Source organism: Xenophilus sp., assembly GCF_044462705.1.
Taxonomy (GTDB): domain Bacteria; phylum Pseudomonadota; class Gammaproteobacteria; order Burkholderiales; family Burkholderiaceae_C; genus Xenophilus; species Xenophilus azovorans.
This window is the reverse complement of record NZ_JBIQNC010000109.1, coordinates 1-17,109: the sequence shown is the minus strand read 5'-3', so window position 1 is coordinate 17,109 and position 17,109 is coordinate 1. Positions and strand designations below refer to the sequence as shown.

Annotated in this window: 20 protein-coding genes and 1 pseudogene; 18 read left to right on the top strand and 3 right to left on the bottom strand. The window is 71.2% G+C overall.

Going from position 1 to position 17,109, the window contains the following annotated elements:
• Positions 1-16 precede the first annotated feature (16 nt).
• The 9 genes from der (at position 17) to ACIY1X_RS16215 (ending at position 8,798) form a co-directional block, all read left to right on the top strand.
• Complete coding sequence (der, locus tag ACIY1X_RS16255; RefSeq protein ID WP_038210306.1) at positions 17-1,369, top strand: ribosome biogenesis GTPase Der; 1,353 nt, start codon at positions 17-19, stop codon at positions 1,367-1,369.
• A 171-nt stretch (positions 1,370-1,540) separates the two neighbouring features.
• Positions 1,541-1,786 carry an RNA chaperone Hfq gene (hfq, locus tag ACIY1X_RS16250; RefSeq protein ID WP_038210308.1) on the top strand — a complete coding sequence of 82 codons (246 nt, stop codon included), beginning with the start codon at positions 1,541-1,543 and terminating at the stop codon, positions 1,784-1,786.
• A gap of 57 nt (positions 1,787-1,843) precedes the next feature.
• Positions 1,844-3,022: a GTPase HflX gene (gene hflX / locus ACIY1X_RS16245; protein ID WP_399682320.1), complete on the top strand. Its 1,179-nt coding sequence runs from the start codon at positions 1,844-1,846 to the stop codon at positions 3,020-3,022.
• A 164-nt stretch (positions 3,023-3,186) separates the two neighbouring features.
• A complete protein-coding gene (gene hflK / locus ACIY1X_RS16240; RefSeq protein WP_038210310.1) occupies positions 3,187-4,527 on the top strand; it encodes an FtsH protease activity modulator HflK in 1,341 nt (446 codons plus the stop codon).
• Between the two features lie 13 nt (positions 4,528-4,540).
• Positions 4,541-5,443 (top strand): protease modulator HflC, encoded by a 903-nt coding sequence (gene hflC / locus ACIY1X_RS16235; RefSeq protein WP_038210311.1) that lies wholly within the window; start codon positions 4,541-4,543, stop codon positions 5,441-5,443.
• A gap of 10 nt (positions 5,444-5,453) precedes the next feature.
• The gene (locus tag ACIY1X_RS16230; protein ID WP_038210312.1) at positions 5,454-5,645 is read left to right on the top strand and encodes a DUF2065 domain-containing protein; all 192 of its coding nucleotides are present in this window, start codon (positions 5,454-5,456) and stop codon (positions 5,643-5,645) included.
• A 66-nt stretch (positions 5,646-5,711) separates the two neighbouring features.
• The gene (locus ACIY1X_RS16225) at positions 5,712-6,860 is read left to right on the top strand and encodes an ATP phosphoribosyltransferase regulatory subunit (RefSeq protein WP_038210313.1); all 1,149 of its coding nucleotides are present in this window, start codon (positions 5,712-5,714) and stop codon (positions 6,858-6,860) included.
• A 48-nt stretch (positions 6,861-6,908) separates the two neighbouring features.
• Positions 6,909-8,240 carry an adenylosuccinate synthase gene (locus ACIY1X_RS16220; RefSeq protein WP_399682317.1) on the top strand — a complete coding sequence of 444 codons (1,332 nt, stop codon included), beginning with the start codon at positions 6,909-6,911 and terminating at the stop codon, positions 8,238-8,240.
• A 33-nt stretch (positions 8,241-8,273) separates the two neighbouring features.
• Positions 8,274-8,798 (top strand): phosphoribosyltransferase, encoded by a 525-nt coding sequence (locus tag ACIY1X_RS16215; protein WP_038210315.1) that lies wholly within the window; start codon positions 8,274-8,276, stop codon positions 8,796-8,798.
• 139 nt (positions 8,799-8,937) lie between these two features.
• Here the strand turns inward: ACIY1X_RS16215 and ACIY1X_RS16210 are convergent, their stop codons facing one another.
• Complete coding sequence (locus tag ACIY1X_RS16210; RefSeq protein ID WP_399682314.1) at positions 8,938-9,393, bottom strand: VOC family protein; 456 nt, start codon at positions 9,391-9,393, stop codon at positions 8,938-8,940.
• A gap of 79 nt (positions 9,394-9,472) precedes the next feature.
• Positions 9,473-10,300 carry a helix-turn-helix domain-containing protein gene (locus ACIY1X_RS16205; RefSeq protein WP_399682312.1) on the bottom strand — a complete coding sequence of 276 codons (828 nt, stop codon included), beginning with the start codon at positions 10,298-10,300 and terminating at the stop codon, positions 9,473-9,475.
• Between the two features lie 53 nt (positions 10,301-10,353).
• Here ACIY1X_RS16205 and ACIY1X_RS16200 point away from each other — a divergent pair, with 53 nt between their 5' ends.
• Positions 10,354-11,535 (top strand): cystathionine beta-lyase, encoded by a 1,182-nt coding sequence (locus tag ACIY1X_RS16200; protein WP_399682310.1) that lies wholly within the window; start codon positions 10,354-10,356, stop codon positions 11,533-11,535.
• 117 nt (positions 11,536-11,652) lie between these two features.
• Positions 11,653-11,856, top strand: coding sequence for a hypothetical protein (locus tag ACIY1X_RS16195; RefSeq protein ID WP_038210355.1), 204 nt, complete (start codon positions 11,653-11,655; stop codon positions 11,854-11,856).
• Between the two features lie 125 nt (positions 11,857-11,981).
• On the opposite strand, the gene ACIY1X_RS16190 is transcribed toward ACIY1X_RS16195, so the two are convergent.
• On the bottom strand, positions 11,982-12,662 hold the full coding sequence (locus ACIY1X_RS16190) for an arylesterase (protein WP_038210321.1): 681 nt from the start codon (positions 12,660-12,662) through the stop codon (positions 11,982-11,984).
• A gap of 47 nt (positions 12,663-12,709) precedes the next feature.
• On the opposite strand from ACIY1X_RS16190, the gene ACIY1X_RS16185 reads away from it, so the two are divergent.
• The 7 genes and pseudogenes from ACIY1X_RS16185 to ACIY1X_RS16155 form a co-directional block, all read left to right on the top strand.
• Entirely contained in the window at positions 12,710-13,462 is a 753-nt protein-coding gene (locus ACIY1X_RS16185; RefSeq protein ID WP_051953604.1) for an ABC transporter ATP-binding protein, read from the top strand.
• A gap of 21 nt (positions 13,463-13,483) precedes the next feature.
• Entirely contained in the window at positions 13,484-13,990 is a 507-nt protein-coding gene (locus ACIY1X_RS16180; protein ID WP_399682306.1) for a ribosomal protein L7/L12, read from the top strand.
• A complete protein-coding gene (locus ACIY1X_RS16175) occupies positions 13,987-14,976 on the top strand; it encodes a hypothetical protein (protein ID WP_399682303.1) in 990 nt (329 codons plus the stop codon). The genes ACIY1X_RS16180 and ACIY1X_RS16175 overlap by 4 nt, the downstream gene beginning before the upstream one ends.
• Positions 14,977-15,022: 46 nt before the next feature.
• Complete coding sequence (gene rlmB, locus ACIY1X_RS16170; RefSeq protein WP_399682301.1) at positions 15,023-15,781, top strand: 23S rRNA (guanosine(2251)-2'-O)-methyltransferase RlmB; 759 nt, start codon at positions 15,023-15,025, stop codon at positions 15,779-15,781.
• 48 nt (positions 15,782-15,829) lie between these two features.
• Positions 15,830-16,174: a hypothetical protein gene (locus ACIY1X_RS16165; RefSeq protein ID WP_051953606.1), complete on the top strand. Its 345-nt coding sequence runs from the start codon at positions 15,830-15,832 to the stop codon at positions 16,172-16,174.
• A gap of 8 nt (positions 16,175-16,182) precedes the next feature.
• A complete protein-coding gene (locus ACIY1X_RS16160; protein WP_399682298.1) occupies positions 16,183-16,593 on the top strand; it encodes a PH domain-containing protein in 411 nt (136 codons plus the stop codon).
• 5 nt (positions 16,594-16,598) lie between these two features.
• Positions 16,599-17,109: pseudogene (locus tag ACIY1X_RS16155) on the top strand (hypothetical protein); the annotation flags it as partial.

Below are 17,109 nucleotides of genomic sequence, written 5' to 3'. Positions count from 1 at the left end.
GGGATACATTTAGCCCATGAAACCCGTCATCGCCCTCGTCGGCCGTCCGAACGTCGGCAAGTCGACCCTGTTCAACCGGCTCACGCAGACGCGCGACGCGATCGTGGCGGACTTCGCGGGCCTGACGCGCGACCGCCACTACGGCAGCGGGCACGTGGGGCCGCGCGAGTTCATCGTGATCGACACCGGCGGCTTCGAGCCCGACGCGGCCGCCAACGACATCTTCCGCGAGATGGCCAAGCAGACCCGCCAGGCCGTGGCGGAGGCGGACGTGGTGATCTTCGTGGTCGACGCCCGCGAGGGGCTGTCGGCGCAGGACCATGACATCGCCGAGGAGCTGCGCCGCCTGGGCAAGCCCTGCCTGCTGGCGGCCAACAAGGCCGAGGGCATGAAGGACAGCGGCCGCCTGGCCGAGTTCTACGAGCTGGGCTTCGGCGACGTGCATCCGATCGCTTCGGCGCACGGGCAGGGCGTGCGCGCGCTGGTGGAACTGGCGCTCGATGCGGTGCCGCCCTCCATGGAGGACGAGCCGGACGAGTCGATCGACGCCGAGTCCCGTCCCATCCGCCTGGCGGTGGCCGGGCGGCCCAACGTGGGCAAGTCCACCCTCATCAACACCTGGCTGGGCGAGGAACGGCTGGTCGCCTTCGACCTGCCGGGCACCACGCGCGACGCCATCACCGTCTCGCTGGAGCGCAACGGCCAGCGCTTCGACCTCATCGACACCGCCGGGCTGCGGCGCAAGGGCCGCGTGTTCGAGGCGGTCGAGAAGTTCTCGGTGGTCAAGACGCTGCAGGCCATCGAGTCGGCCAACGTGGTGCTGCTCCTGCTGGACGCCACGCAGGGCGTGACCGACCAGGACGCCCACATCGCCGGCTTCATCCTCGAGGCGGGGCGCGCGGTGGTGATCGCCATCAACAAGTGGGACGCGGTGGACGACTACCAGCGCGAGCAGGTGCGGCGCCAGCTGGAGAACCGCCTGCCGTTCATGAAGTTCGCGCCGCTGCACTTCATCTCGGCCAAGAAGCGGCTGGGCGTGGGGCCGGTGTGGCAGTCCATCGTCCAGGCCCATCGGGCGGCCATGCGCAAGATGCCCACGCCGGTGCTCACGCGGCTGCTGCAGGAGTCGGTGCAGTTCCAGGCGCCCAGGAAGAGCGGCATGTTCCGTCCCAAGCTGCGCTACGCCCACCAGGGCGGGATGAACCCGCCGGTGATCGTGGTGCACGGCAACTCGCTGGAACATGTGAGCGAAAGCTACCGGCGTTTCCTGGAGGCGCGCTTCCGAAAGGAGTTCGATCTCGTGGGAACCCCGCTTCGCATCGAGTTCAAGACCTCGCACAATCCCTATGCCGACAAGGAGGGGGCTTGAAAAGCCCCTGCGCGGTGCCAGATGCCCCAGGCAGGTGCCATGGCCCTGCCGGTCCCGCAGCCGGTATTGGCCTATTTTTCGCAGGCTTTTGACGCACCTTGCTGCACCGCGGAAACGCTGTGTTAAGGTGCCCGGTCCAACAACTTCCTCCTATGGAACACGGAGAATATCGTGAGCAACAAAGGGCAACTCCTACAAGACCCCTTCCTGAACACCCTGCGCCGCGAGCACGTGCCGGTCTCGATCTATCTGGTCAACGGCATCAAGCTGCAGGGCCAGATCGAGTCCTTCGACCAGTACGTCGTCCTGCTGCGCAACACGGTGACGCAGATGGTCTACAAGCACGCCATTTCCACCATCGTGCCTGGCCGCGCGGTCAACTTCTCGGTCACCGAGAACGACGACGCCGGCAACTGAATGGCGCAGGGCAGGGCGGCTGCGGCCGCCCTGCTTTTTTGATTCGAGCCGTTCCGATTGTCTGAACCCATCACCCGCCGCGAAGGCGCCGCCGTCCTGGTCGGCGTCGATTTCGGCCTCCCCCATTTCGACGCCGACCTCGAGGAACTGGGCCTGCTGGCGCAGACCGCGGGCCTCACGCCCGTCGAGCGCATCACCTGCAAGCGCAAGGCGCCCGACGCCGCCCTCTTCGTGGGCAGCGGCAAGGCCGACGAGATCAAGGCTGCGGCCGACCTGCACGGCGCCAGCGAGGTCGTCTTCGACCAGGCCCTGTCGCCTGCGCAGCAGCGCAATCTCGAACGCCACCTGGGCGTTGCCGTCTACGACCGCACCTTCCTGATCCTTGAGATCTTCGCCCAGCGCGCGCGCAGCCACGAGGGCAAGCTGCAGGTCGAGCTGGCGCGCCTGCAGTACCTGAGCACCCGGCTGGTTCGCCGCTGGTCGCACCTGGAGCGCCAGCGCGGCGGCATCGGCGCGCGCGGCGGCCCGGGCGAGACGCAGATCGAGCTGGACCGCCGGATGATCGGCGACGCCATCCGCCGCACCCGCGAGCGGCTGGCGAAGGTGCAGAGGCAGCGCGGCACCCAGCGCCGGCAGCGCGAGCGGCGCGACACCTTCAACATCTCGCTGGTCGGCTACACCAACGCCGGCAAGTCCTCGCTGTTCAACGCGCTGGTCAAGGCGCGCGCCTATGCGGCCGACCAGCTCTTCGCCACGCTCGACACCACCACCCGCCATCTCTATCTCGGCGAGACGGGGCGGCGCGTGTCGATCTCCGACACGGTGGGTTTCATCCGCGAACTGCCGCACGGACTGGTCGATGCCTTCAAGGCCACGCTGCAGGAGGCGGTGGATGCCGACCTGCTGCTGCACGTGGTGGACACCTCCAACCCTCACCATCCCGAGCAGATCGAGGAAGTGCAGCGCGTGCTCGCCGAGATCGGTGCCGACCAGGTGCCGCAGCTGCTGGTCTTCAACAAGCTCGATGCGCTGGAGCCCGAGCGGCGCCCCGTGCGCATGAGCGACGAGATGGAGCTGGACGGCGTGCGCGTGCCGCGGCTGTTCGTCAGCGCCCACACGGGCGAGGGCCTGCCGGCGCTGCGCGAGGAGCTGGCCCGCCGTGCGGCGGCCGGTGCGCCCGGGGCCGAGCCTATTGCCCCGCCGGCGCAGACCGAATTGCAGGGCGTGCCACACTGAGCCGGGCACAATATCCGCCGCTCAAGTGAAGTCGTAAGAGAACCCAACGAATGAAGTCAATGCCTCCCAGCGCCCCCGGGGCCGGACTGCGTCTGGCCCGCCCCCCGAGGGGGACAAGAAAACTTGGGGCGGCCCTGCGTTTTCTTGGGAGCCGGGTTCAGGGCATGTTCAACCTGAACGACGGCCGCTGGGGGCGGAGCGACGAGCCCGGCTCCGAAAGCGGCGATCGCCCGCCTGCCAGCCGGCCCGAGGCGGATCCGCCTGCGCCGCCGCCCAATGGCAACGGGAACCGCCCGCAGGGGCAGGGTCCCAACGCCGGCCCGCCGGACCTGGACGAACTCTGGCGCGACTTCAACCGCAAGCTCGGCGGCCTGTTCGGCGGTGGCCGCGGCGGCAGCCGTCCGCCCCTGTCGGGGCCGGGCGGCAACGGCCAGGGGCCCGACATGAAGAACGCGGGATTCGGCCTCGGCCTGGTGGGTGTGGTGGCGCTGCTGATCTGGCTGGGCACCGGCTTCTTCATCGTCAACGAAGGCCAGCAGGCCGTCATCACCCAGTTCGGCCGCTACAAGGAGACCGTGGGCGCCGGCTTCAACTGGCGCCTGCCGTACCCCATCCAGCGCCACGAGCTGGTGGTGGTGACGCAGATCCGCTCCACCGACGTCGGCCGCGACGCCATCGTGCGCTCCACCGGCCTGCGCGAGTCGGCCATGCTGACCGAGGACGAGAACATCGTCGAGATCAAGTTCGCCGTGCAGTACCGCCTGAGCGATGCGCGCGCCTGGCTGTTCGAGAGCAAGACGCCGGGCGAGACCGTCGTGCAGGTGGCCGAGACGGCCGTGCGCGAGGTGGTCGGCAAGATGAAGATGGACGCCGCGCTGGCCGAGGAGCGCGACCAGATCGCGCCGCGCGTGCGCACGCTCATGCAGCAGATCCTGGACCGCTACAAGGTCGGCGTCGACGTGGTCGCCATCAACCTGCAGCAGGGCGGCGTGCGCCCGCCCGAGCAGGTGCAGGCCGCCTTCGACGACGTGCTCAAGGCCGGCCAGGAGCGCGAGCGCGCCAAGAACGAGGCCCAGGCCTACGCCAACGACGTGGTGCCGCGCGCCGTGGGTACCGCCTCGCGCCTGAAGGAAGAGGCCGAGGCCTACAAGGCCCGCGTGGTGGCGCAGGCGCAGGGTGATGCGCAGCGCTTCAGCCAGGTGCTGGCCGAATACCAGAAGGCGCCGCAGGTCACCCGCGACCGCATGTACACCGACGCGATGCAGCAGATCTACAACAACACCACCAAGGTGCTGGTCGAGAGCAAGCAGGGCTCCAACCTGCTGTACCTGCCGCTGGACAAGCTGATGCAGTTGTCCGGCCAGGGCGGCGGCGCCGCGCCGGCCGACGGCGCGCCGCCCAGCGTGGCGGGCACGGCGCCGCCGCAGGCTTCCTCCATTCCCGTGGCCCCGCTGGAATCGCGGGCCCGCGACAGCGGCCGCTCGCGCGACCGCGAAACGCGCTGAAGGGGGCTGACACATGAACAGAATCGGATTCATCGGCGTCTCGATCCTCATCCTGCTCTTCCTGGGCAGCTCGATGCTCTTCGTGGTCGACCAGCGCCAGTTCGGCGTGGTCTACCAGCTCGGCCAGATCAAGGACGTGCTCACCGAGCCCGGCCTGAAGTTCAAGCTGCCGCCACCCTTCCAGAACGTCTCGTACATCGACAAGCGGCTGCTGACGCTGTCCAGCCTCGACACCGAGCCCATGCTCACGGCGGAGAAGCAGCGCGTGGTGATCGACTGGTACGTGCGCTGGCGCATCGTGGACCCGTCCGCCTACATCCGCAACGTCGGCCTGGACGAGAACGCCGGCGCCGTGCAGCTCAACCGCGTGGTGCGCAACGCCTTCCAGGAGAACATCAACAAGCGCACCGTGCGCGAGCTGATCTCCACCCGCCGCGACGACGTGATGAACGACGTCAAGCGCGAAGTGCTGGCCGTGGTCAAGGGCGGCAGCGGCTGGGGCATGGACATCATCGACGTGCGCGTGACGCGCATCGACTACGTGGAGGCGATCACCGAGTCGGTCTACCGCCGCATGGAGGCCGAGCGCAAGCGCGTGGCCAACGAGCTGCGTTCCACCGGCCAGGCCGAGGGCGAGAAGATCCGCGCCGACGCCGACCGCCAGCGCGAGGTGACGGTGGCCAACGCCTACCGCGACGCGCAGAAGATCAAGGGCGAGGGCGACGCGCAGGCCGCCGCCGCGTACGCGGATGCCTTCGGCAAGGACGCGCAGTTCGCGCAGTTCTACCGCAGCCTGGACGCCTACAAGCAGAGCTTCAACAAGAAGAGCGACGTGATGGTGCTGGATCCGTCCTCCGAGTTCTTCCGCGCGATGCAGGGCTCGGGCAGCGGCACGGCGGCGGCGCCACGCCGCTGACGTCCGCGCCGTGAGCTGGGACGTCTTCTGGAGCGCGCTGGCGCTGGTGCTGGTGCTCGAGGGCATCTTGCCCTTCGTCTCGCCCGGCGGCTGGCGGCGCGGCTTCAGCCAGCTTCTGCAGCTGCGCGACGGGCAACTGCGCTTCTTCGGGCTGTGCTGCATCGTGGGCGGGCTGCTGCTGCTCTGGATCGCCGCGCCCTGAGCCCCTGCGCCGGGGCGGGCCGCATCGGGCCGCTAGAATCCCTTTTTAACCACGGCCTGTCGCCCCATGTCCGCCTGGGTCCTTCCGGATCACATCGCCGATGTGCTGCCTTCCGAGGCGCGCCACATCGAGGAACTCCGACGCCAACTGCTCGACACTGCCCGCGGCTACGGCTATGAGCTGGTGATGCCGCCGATGCTGGAGCACCTGGAGTCGCTGCTGTCCGGTACCGGCGAGGCGCTCGGCCTCCAGACCTTCAAGCTGGTCGACCAGCTCTCCGGCCGCAGCATGGGCCTGCGCGCCGACACCACGCCCCAGGTCGCCCGCATCGACGCCCACCTGCTCAACCGCCAGGGCGTCGCCCGCCTGTGCTACTGCGGCCCGGTGCTGCACACCCGGCCCGACCGTCCCCACGCCACGCGCGAGCCGCTGCAGTTCGGCGCCGAGATCTACGGCCATGCCGGCCGCGAGGCCGACCTGGAGGCCCTGACGCTGGCGCTGGACTGCCTGCGCGCTGCCGGCATCGAGCGCCCGGTGGTGGACCTGGCCGACGTGCGCATCGTGCGCGCGCTGTTCGGCGGCGTCATCGTCCCGCCGGACGTCATCGAGGACGTGCACGCCGCGCTGGCGGCCAAGGACGCCGCCACGCTGGCCGAACTCACGCGCGATTTCCCCGCCGCCGCGCGCGAGGGCCTGGCCGCGCTGCTCGACCTGTACGGCGACGTCGCGGTGCTGGACGAGGCCGCTCGCGTCTTCCAGGCCACGCCCGGCGTGCAGCCGGTGCTGGAGCAGCTGCGCTGGCTGGGCGGCGAACTGGGCGACGCGCGCGTGGGCTTCGATCTGGCCGACCTGCGCGGCTACGCCTACTACAGCGGCGTGCGCTTCGCCGTCTACCACGAGGGCGCGGCCGACTCGCTGGCCCGCGGCGGCCGCTACGACGAGGTGGGCGCCGTGTTCGGCCGCAACCGCCCCGCCGTGGGCTTCAGCCTCGATTTGCGCGAGCTGGTGCGCGTGGTGCCGCCGCGGCCGCTGCGCGCCGCCGTGCGCGCGCCGTGGGGCGAGGACGCCTCGCTGCGCGAGGCCATCGCCGCGCTGCGCCGCCAGGGTGAGACGGTGGTGTGCATGCTGCCGGGCCACGGCAGCGAGATCGACGAATTCGAGTGCGACCGCGAGCTGGTGCAGCGCGGCGGCAACTGGACGGTCGCGGCGCTCTGAGCCCGCGGTCCGGCCGATCCATTTCCTTTCTTTGCGAGCGATACGAGCATGAGCGTGACAACCGGACGCAACGTCGTCGTCGTCGGTACCCAGTGGGGCGACGAGGGCAAGGGCAAGCTGGTGGACTGGCTGACGGAAAGCGCCCAGGGCGTGGTCCGCTTCCAGGGCGGCCACAACGCTGGGCATACGCTGGTCATCAACGGCGTGAAGACGGCGCTGCACCTGATCCCCAGCGGCATCATGCGTCCCGGCGTGACCTGCTACATCGGCAACGGCGTGGTGCTGTCGGTGCCGAAGCTGCTGGAAGAGATCGAGGGGCTGGAGAAGGCCGGCGTGGAGGTGCGCTCGCGCCTGCGCATCAGCGAGGCCTGCCCGCTGATCTTGCCCTTCCACGCGGCGCTGGACGTGGCGCGCGAGGCCTACCGCGAGAAGGGCGGCATCGAGAAGATCGGCACCACCGGCCGCGGCATCGGCCCGGCCTACGAGGACAAGATCGCCCGCCGCGCGCTGCGCGTGCAGGACCTGAAGCACCCGGCGCGCTTCGCCGAGAAGCTCAAGGTGCTGCTGGAGCTGCACAACCACGTGCTCACCCAGGTGCTGGGCGCGCAGCCCATCGACTACCAACCGGTGTACGACGAGACGATGCGCCAGGCCGAGCAGATCCGGCCCATGATCGCCGACGTCTCGCGCGAGCTGAACGAGGCGCACCGCAACGGCGCCAACCTGCTGTTCGAGGGCGCGCAGGGCACGCTGCTGGACGTGGACCACGGCACCTACCCCTACGTCACCTCCAGCAACTGCGTGGCCGGCAACGCGGCCGCCGGCTCGGGCGTGGGCCCGGGCATGCTGCACTACGTGCTGGGCATCACCAAGGCCTACTGCACCCGCGTCGGCGGCGGCCCCTTCCCGACCGAGCTGGACTGGGAGACGCCCGGCACCGTCGGCTACCACCTCTCGACCGTGGGCGCCGAGAAGGGCGTGACCACCGGCCGCAGCCGGCGCTGCGGCTGGTTCGACGCGGCGCTGCTCAAGCGCTCGGCGCAGGTCAACGGCCTGTCGGGCCTGTGTATCACCAAGCTCGACGTGCTCGACGGGCTGGAGGAGCTGCAGCTGTGCACCGGCTACGAGCTGGACGGCGAGCACACCGACATCCTGCCGCTGGGCGCCGACGAGATCGAGCGCTGCAAGCCCGTCTACGAGACGCTGGAGGGCTGGAGCGAGAGCACGGTGGGCGTGACCCAGTACGACAAGCTGCCGGTCAATGCGCGGCTGTACCTGCAGCGCATCGAGCAGGTGACGGGCGTGCCGATCGACCTGATCTCCACCAGCCCGGACCGCGATCACACGATCATGATGCGGCATCCCTATCTGGCCGACTGACACAACCCACCACAACCCGACGGAGAAGAGCGCATGCTGACCGAGGATGGCAAACACCTGTACGTGAGCTATGACGAGTACCACAACCTGATCGAGAAGCTCGCGATCAAGGTGCACCAGTCAGGCTGGGAGTTCGACACCATCCTGTGCCTGGCGCGGGGCGGCATGCGGCCGGGCGACGTGCTCTCGCGCATCTTCGACAAGCCGCTGGCCATCATGTCCACCAGCTCCTACCGCGCCGAGGCCGGCACGGTGCAGGGCTACCTGGACATCGCCCACTACATCACCACGCCCAAGGGCGAGATCGCCGGCAAGGTGCTGCTGGTGGACGACCTGGCCGATACCGGTCACACGCTGCAGGCCGTGGTGGAACTGCTGCGCACCAAGTACACGCCCATCACCGAACTGCGCAGCGCCGTGCTGTGGACCAAGGGCGTCTCGACCTTCACGCCCGACTACTCGGTGGAGTTCCTGCCCACCAACCCCTGGATCCACCAGCCATTCGAGGGCTACGACTCCATGCGGCCGGCCAAGCTGCTGGAGAAGTGGAAAATTTAGACCACCCCCAGCCTGCGCGGACTTCGTTCCGCTCCGGCAACCCCCTGCAAGGGGGCACACGCAGCGGCCCGGCGGAGCCGGTTCCGCGCGTGTTCGCGCACGGCCTGCTCCGCGGCCCCTTGATCGAGAAGATCCGCTGTTACCCGGGGCCCGGCGGCGTGCCGAACAGCGCCGTGTAGCGGCGCTGCATCTCCTCGGGCGTCACGGTCTCGATGGCGTGCCCGATGAGCCAGCGGTGGCCGAAGGGGTCGCGCACGGTGCCGGAGCGCTCGCCGTAGAAGTGGTCTTCCGGCGCCCGCTCCAGCGTGCCGCCGGCGGCGACGGCTGCGGCCACCAGCGCGTCGGCGTCGTCCACGTGCAGGTGCAGCGTCACCGGCGTGGCGCCCAGGCCCTCGGGGCTGCGCACGCCCATCTCCGGGTATTCCTCCGACAGCATCAGCGTGTGGCCGTCGAGGTCCAGCTCGGCATGGCCGACGCGGCCGTCCGGCTCCGTGAGGCGGAACAGCTCGCGCGCCCCGAAGGCGCGGGTGTAGTAGTCCATCGCGGCGCGGGCGTCGCGCACGCACAGGTAGGCGTACAGGTGGTGAATGGCCATGACGGCTCCTGGAGGATCGGCGATGGCCCGATTCTCGGCAGCGCCCGGCGGGCCGTCTTGCAGGAATTTGACCCGCGATTCAGTGCGGCACGTGCCGCGGTGTCGTCGGATCGGCCCGCCGGCGCCAGGCCGAGGGCGTGAAGCCTGCGATCTCCCGGAAGGCGTGCGTCAGGTGCGACTGGTCGGCGAAGCCGGCCGCCGCGGCGATCTCCGCCCAGCCCTGCGTGCCGCGGGCCGCCAGTTCCAGGGCGCGGCCGAAGCGCCGCAGCCGCAGCAGCTCGCGCGGCGCCAGGCCCGTGGCCTCGCGGAAGCAGGCGATGAAATGGCGGTGGCTGAGGCCGCTGGCGCGCACGAGGTCGTCCACGCGCGCATCGCCGCGGTTGAGGCGGGGAAGGGCGCCGGCCAGCGCAGGATGCAGGGCCGGCGGACGGCCCTGCGCGCGCCGGGCCAGCCAGCGCTCGAACGCCGCGAGGCGCGCCGCGCCGCCCCCGGCGGCGTGCAGTTGCCCCAGCAGTGCGTCCACCTCGGCGCGGCCGAGCAGCAGGTCCAGCGGGGTGTGGCCGTGGGCCAGCGCGTCCTCGGGCACGCCCAGCAGCACGCGCGCGGCGCCCGGCCGCAGCATGGCGCCGACCGAGGCGGCCGGCGCCGAGACGTCGCGCACGTGGAAGGCCGTGCGCGCGCCGCCCACCACCGCGTGGCCCAGGCAGTGGCCGCCCGGTTCGGCCGCACCGTCGAAGATCAGCAGTGGCGGCCCCGACAGCCGCAGCGCGATGTGCGTGCCGCCGGTGGGCAGGACGTGCTCGCGCATCCCGGGCCGCGCCGCCGCGTCGCCGGCCGGTGCGTGCGCCCACAGGGTGTGCACCAGCGCGCGCAGCGGCGGGGCGGGGGCGCGTCGGAGATCGGCCATCGCGCCATCCTACGCCGCCGGTGCGGCGCAGGGCGGTGTACTAGCATCGCCCCATGACCCGCACCGCCACCGGCCTCATCCACCATCCCTACACCCCGCCCGACAGCTTCGCCGCGCCGCAGCCGGGGGTGTTCAAGGCCTCCACCGTGTTCTTCAAGGACGTGGCCGCCATGCGCGCGCGCGACTGGCGCAGCAAGGCCGGCTACACCTACGGCCTGCACGGCACGCCCACCACCTTCCTGCTGGAGGAGCGCCTGGCCACGCTGGAAGGCGGCACCGCCTGCCTGCTGGTGCCGAGTGGGCTGGCGGCGATCTCGCTGGTGAGCCTCGCGCTGCTCAAGCGCGGCGACGAGGTGCTGATCCCCGACAACGCCTACGGCCCGAACAAGGCGTTGGCGACGGGCGAACTGGCCAACTTCGGCATCACCCACCGCCTCTACGACGCGATGGACCCGGCCGATCTCGCAGGCAAGCTGTCGGAGCGCACGCGCCTGGTGTGGCTGGAGGCGCCGGGCTCGGTCACGATGGAGTTCCCCGACCTGCCGGCGCTGGTCGCGGCCTGCCGCGCGCGCGGCGTGACCACCGCGCTGGACAACACCTGGGGCGCGGGCCTGGCCTTCGATCCCTTCGCGCTGGGCGCGGACGTGTCGGTGCATGCCCTCACCAAGTACCCCAGCGGCGGCGGCGACGTGCTGATGGGCAGCGTCGTCACGCGCGACGACGCGCTGCACCTGAAGCTCAAGCTCACCCACATGCGGCTGGGCTTCGGCGTCGGCGCCAACGACGTCGAGTCGCTGCTGCGCTCGCTGCCCAGCCTGCCGCTGCGCTACGCCGCGCACGACCGCGCCGCGCGCGAGCTGGCGCGCTGGCTCGAGGGGCGCGAGGAAATCGCGCAGGTGCTGCATCCGGCGCTGGAAGACTCGCCCGGCCACGCGCACTGGCGGGCCCTGTGCGGCGAGCGCGGCCTGGCGGCCGGCCTGTTCTCCGTCGTCTTCGACGAGCGCTTCGGCACCGAGGCGGTGGACGGCTTCTGCGACAGCCTGGCGCTGTTCAGGCTGGGCTACTCGTGGGGCGGCCCGGTCAGCCTGGTGGTGCCCTACGACATCGGCCTGATGCGCGACGCGGGCGTCAGCCGCTGGCCGCACAAGGGCACGCTGGTGCGCTTCTCCATCGGCCTGGAGGACGTGGACGACCTGCGCGCCGATCTGGCGCAGGCGCTGGCGCGGATGGCCTGAAACCCAGGCATTCCCCGAGAGCGGTGCGCGTGCGCGGCGCGAGTTATCGCTTACAGTGGGACGCGGCGCGGCCTCCGCATGGAGGGGCCGCAGCAGGTCGAAGAGGAGCGAAACGACATGGCCACACCCAACTACGGATTCGAGAAGCGCCAGCGGGAATTGGCCAAGAAGAAGAAAAAGGAGGAGAAGCTGCGCGCCAAGGCCGAGCGCAAGCTGCAGCCGAGCAGCCCGGGCCTGATGCCCGGCGACCCCGAGACCGACGTGGCCTCGCTGGAGCGCGATCCGCCCACCGTCCCCTCCGAGCCGACCAAGGACGGCTGAACCGCCCTCCGGCCGCAGCGCAAGGAACAAGGCCGCCCCCGGCACTGCCGGCGGCGGCTTTTTTTGTCGCCGGGCCGCCCCAAGACAAAAAAGCATCCCCCCGAGGGGTCTTTTTTGTCCTGGCGCTACTTCGCCAGCAGCTTGCGCAGCTCGGGCCAGACGTTGTCGAGCATGCGGGCCTGCGCGCCGGCGTTGGGATGGATGCGGTCGGCCTGGAAGAGGCTGGCCGCATCGGGCGCGTCGGCCACGCCGGCCAGCAGGAAGGGCACCCGCGCCGCTTTCGTCTTCTCGGCCACGCGCGGGAAGATCTCGCCGAAGCGCCGGGTGTAGTCGGCACCGTAGTTGGGCGGCACCTGGATGCCCACCAGCAGCACCCGGGCGCCGATCTTCTGGGCCGCCTGCGTCATCTGCAGCAGGTTGTCCTCGGTGCCGGCCAGCGGCAGGCCGCGCAGGGCGTCGTTGGCGCCCAGCTCCAGCACCACCACGTCGGGCCTGTGCTGCGCCAGCAGGCCCGGCAGGCGGGCGCGGCCGCCGGCGGTGGTGTCGCCGCTGATGCTGGCGTTGACCACGCCGGCGCGCACTTTCTCCTTTTCCAGGCGCTGCTGCAGCAGCGGCACCCAGCCCTCGCCGCGCTTGAGGCCGTACTCGGCCGAGAGCGAGTCGCCCACCACCAGCACCAGCGGGCGCACCGCTCCGGTGCCGGCGGCCGGCTGCTGGGCTTGAGCCATTGCGGGCCAAGACCCCACGCCGGCGGCGAGCACGCCGGCCGCCTGCGCGGCGCGCAGGCTAAAGTCACGTCGATTCATGGTTGCCGCGGTCACGCGCGTCCTTTCCTTCCAAGCCTTCTCTGTTCATGCCGTCCAGCCCGCCCATCGTCAGCGTCGAGCACGTCTTCAAGTCCGTCACCGATTCCACCGGCACGCTGGACATTCTGCGGGACATCGATTTCACCCTCGGCGCGCGGGAGACCGCCGCCATCGTCGGCGCCTCCGGCTCGGGCAAGAGCACGCTGCTGGGCATCATCGCCGGCCTGGACGTGCCCACCCGCGGCACCGTGCGCATCGGCGGCGAGGACCTGTTCGCCCTGGACGAGGATGCGCGCGCGGCGCTGCGCGGAAGGAAGATCGGTTTCGTCTTCCAGAGTTTCCAGCTCCTGGCCAACTACACGGCGCTGGAGAACGTGATGCTCCCGCTGGAGACGGCCGGCCGCAGGGACGCGCGCAAGGCCGCCGCCGACATGCTGGCGCGCGTCGGCCTGGGCCAGCGTCTCGGGCACTACCCGAAGGTGCTCTCGGGCGGCGAGCAGCAGCGTGTGGCGCTGGCGCGCGCCTTCGTCGTGCAGCCGCAGCTGCTGCTGGCCGACGAGCCCACCGGCAGCCTGGACTTCGCCACCGGCGAGCAGGTGATGCAACTGATGTTCGAGCTCAACCGCGAGCAGGGCACCACGCTGGTGCTGGTGACGCACGACCGCGGCATCGCCGCGCGCTGCGAACGCCGCATCACCATCGAGGCCGGCCGCGTGGCGGCCAACGAGACCACGGCCTTCGACGAGGCCGCCGTGCCCGCGGACCCGGCGCGCGCGGCCATCGGATCCATCGCGCCCTGACGCGCCCACCGGAGCCCCGCCATGCCGACCCTGCCGCCCGCCGCCATCGCCGCCCTGCAGCGCGGCGACCTGATCGAGGCCATCAAGCTCACCCGCGAAGCCACCGGCCTCGGGCTGAAGGAGTCCAAGGAGGCGGTGGAGCGCTACGGCAACGGCGGGCCAGGCGGGGCGGATGACGATGATGCGTTCGACGGCGCCTTCGACACCTTCGACGCGCCGTCCGCGCACCGGCCGTCGGCGGGCCTGCCGCCCCGCGCCATGGCCGCATTGCAGCGGGGGCGCACCATCGAGGCGATCAAGCTCACCCGCGAGGCCACCGGCCTCGGGCTGAAGGAGGCGAAGGACCTGGTCGACGCGGCGCGCGGGCAGCCCGGCGGTGCGGTGCCCGGCCTGGCCAGCGAGGGCGCGACCTTCGATCCCATGCACGAGCCCGGCCGCGTGCGCGGCGGCGGCGCCGGGCGCTGGGTGGCGCTGGCGGTCGTGCTCGTCTGCCTGCTGGCGCTGGCCTGGATGCTGCTGCGCGGATGATCGTCCCGCAGTTCTGGGCCGAAGGCCGCATCCATCGCCGCGTGGGCGGCCGTTCGATCACCGTGCGGCGCTTCGGCTGGTCCGACGCTGGCCAGGCCGAGGCGCAGGCCCATGCCGATGCCCGCACGCAGGAGGCCTTCGACCGCATCGCGGTCGGCGAGCCGCTGGTGCGCCGCGAACGCCGCGCCGGCTACAACGGCGCCCAGGGTCTGCCGATCCGCGAGGAGATCGTCGAGCGCCACGGCGGCACGGTCGTGACCCGCAACAGCTACGGTGCGCGCTGCCTGAACACGCCCGACGTGCTGTTCGTGGACGTGGACTTCGACGACGAGGCGCCCGCAGGCGCGCCGGGGCTGGCCGTCTTCGGCGCAGCGGTCGCCGCCGGAGCCGTGGTGGGCTGGGCGACCGGCGCCTGGACCAGCGCGCTGGCCGCGGCCGTGCTCGTGCTGGCGCTGGGCCTGTGGCTCGTCCGCGCGGAGAAGAAGAAAAAGGCGCAGGCCGCGGCGGCGCACGATCCGCTGCAGGCGGTGCGCGCACGCATCGACCGCTTCATCGCCCAGCGTCCCGACTGGCACCTGCGCCTGTACCGCACGCCGGCGGGCCTGCGCGCGCTGGCCATGCACCGCGGCTTCGCACCCGACGACCCGGCGGTGGCGGACTGCTTCCATGCGCTGGACGCCGACCCGGTGTACGCGCGCATGTGCCGCAACCAGCACTGCTTCCGCGCCCGCGTGAGCGCCAAGCCCTGGCGCATCGGCATCGGCGAGCACCTGCGCCCGCGCCCCGGCGTGTGGCCGGTGGCGCCGCAGCGGCTGCCCGAGCGCCAGGCCTGGGTGGCGCGCTACGAGGCGCGCGCGGCCGGTTTCGCCGCCTGCCGCTTCGTCGGCGCGGTGGGCGCCACCGGCAGCACCACCTTCGAGACGCTTGCCGTGCAGGCGCTGCACGACGAGTTGTGCCGGGCCGACAGCACGCTGCCTCTGGCCTGATTCCTACCGGGAGCGGCCACATCCAGCCTCGATAATCCCGAGCGATATGGCTTCTGCTCCCAAAGTGATCTTCGGCTTCCACGCCATCGGCGTGCGGCTGAAGACCGCGCCCGGCTCGGTGATCGAGGTGCTGTTCGACGCCAGCCGGCGCGATGCGCGCATGAAGCAGTTCATCGCCCGCGCCCAGGAGGCCGGCGTGCGCCTGATCGAGGCCGACGGGCTGCGCCTCGCCAAGCTCTCCGGCAGCCACGGGCACCAGGGCGTGGCGGCGCGCGTCGAGGCGGTGACGCAGGCGCGCTCGCTCGACGACCTGCTGGACGGACTCGACGCCGCCGGCACCATGCCGCTGCTGCTGGTGCTCGACGGCGTGACCGATCCGCACAACCTCGGCGCCTGCCTGCGCGTGGCCGACGGCGCCGGCGCGCACGCGGTCATCGCGCCCAAGGACCATGCCGCCGGCATCAACGCCACGGTGGCCAAGGTCGCCAGCGGCGCGGCCGAGACCGTGCCCTACTTCATGGTCACCAACCTGGCGCGCACGCTGAACGAGCTGAAGGAGCGCAACATCTGGTGCGTGGGCACCAGCGACGACGCGCCCGGCACCCTGTACGACTGCGACCTCGCGCGCCCGCTGGCGCTGGTGCTCGGCGCCGAGGGCCCGGGCATGCGCCAGTTGACGCGCAAGACCTGCGACGAACTGGTGAGCATCCCCATGGCCGGCGCCGTGGAGAGCCTGAACGTCTCGGTGGCCAGCGGCGTGTGCCTGTACGAGGCGATGCGCCAGCGCAGCCACCCGCGCCGATGAGGCGCCACGACACCCCATCCGACCTCTAGCCACACACGGGAGATCTGCATGAGCGACAACCACCCCCAGCACGGCGCCGCCGACGGCCTGGACGGCTTCGAGCCGACGCCGAAGATGGTCTTCGACATGCAGCTGGCGCTGTACCTGGACCTGGTCGCCGTGCTGGAGCGCGCCGGCGCCGTGAGCTACCGGCAGATGGCCGCACGGGTGCTCAACCTCAGCATCGCGGCCAAGGGCGAGGGCGACGCGGCGCTGGCCAACGTGTTCGAGGGCATCGCCAGCGGCTTCGCCAGCCAGGAGCGCGGCCTGTCGATCGACGTGCTCAAGGCCGCCGGCGACGTGCGCAACGACGAGGCGCTGGGCGACATCCCTTCGCGGCCCGAAGACCTCTGAACCATCACATGGCCGCCGCCGAGGTCTACCCCTCGCGGGTCGATGCCTGGCTGGTCGCCGTGCTGGCCCTGGCCGTGGGCCTGTGCGTGTGGCAGGGCCTGGCCATGGGCAGCGTGCTGTCGCTGGCGATCGGCGCGGCCACGCTGGCGGCGGTGCTGGCGCTCACCGTGCCCTGCCGCTACACGCTGGAGGCGGACCACCTGGCGGTGCGCTGCGGCCTGATTCGCCAGCGCGTGCCCTACGCGCGCATCCGCGGCGTCCAGGCCAGCCGCAACCCGCTGTCGGCGCCGGCGCTGTCGCTGCGGCGCGTGAAGATCACGCTGGAGCGCGGCTTCGTGCTCGTGTCGCCGCGCGAGCGCGAGCGCTTCATGGCCGAGTTGCGCCGGCGCGCGGGGCTGACCGGCCAGCAGATTTCCTGAAGATCATGCGAAGCAAGGCCTGGCCCGACCGCCGCCCCAAGTCTGCGCAGGACTATGGCGTGTATCGGCAGGGGGATCGCATCGTTGTGGATCTCACGCGGCGCGGCAAACGGCACCGCAAGGCCTTCATGTTCTCTACCCACGGAGGAGAGCGGCAAGCGCTGCGCGCAGCCAGGGCCTGGCGCGATGAACTCATCGCGGCGCTGCCGCCGCAGCCCCGGCGCGATGCGGCGCAGCGCCCGAGGCGGGACTCCAAGGGCATCCCCGGCATCTTCTGCCGGCGCGACGCGAGCGGCAAGCCGCTGCTGTGGACTGCGCACACCCTGGTCGCGGGCAAGCTGCTGCAGAAGTCGTTCAGCGTCGGCCGCTACGGCCGCCAGGCGCGGCAGATGGCCATGGCCGAGCGGGCGCGCCAGCTTGAACTGATGCGCGACACTGTTTTTCTGGGCGCCTTGAAGGGAGATGGGCGCTGTTGCATAACCCTATCTGAGGTCGAGCCTCCCCTTACCCCAGACG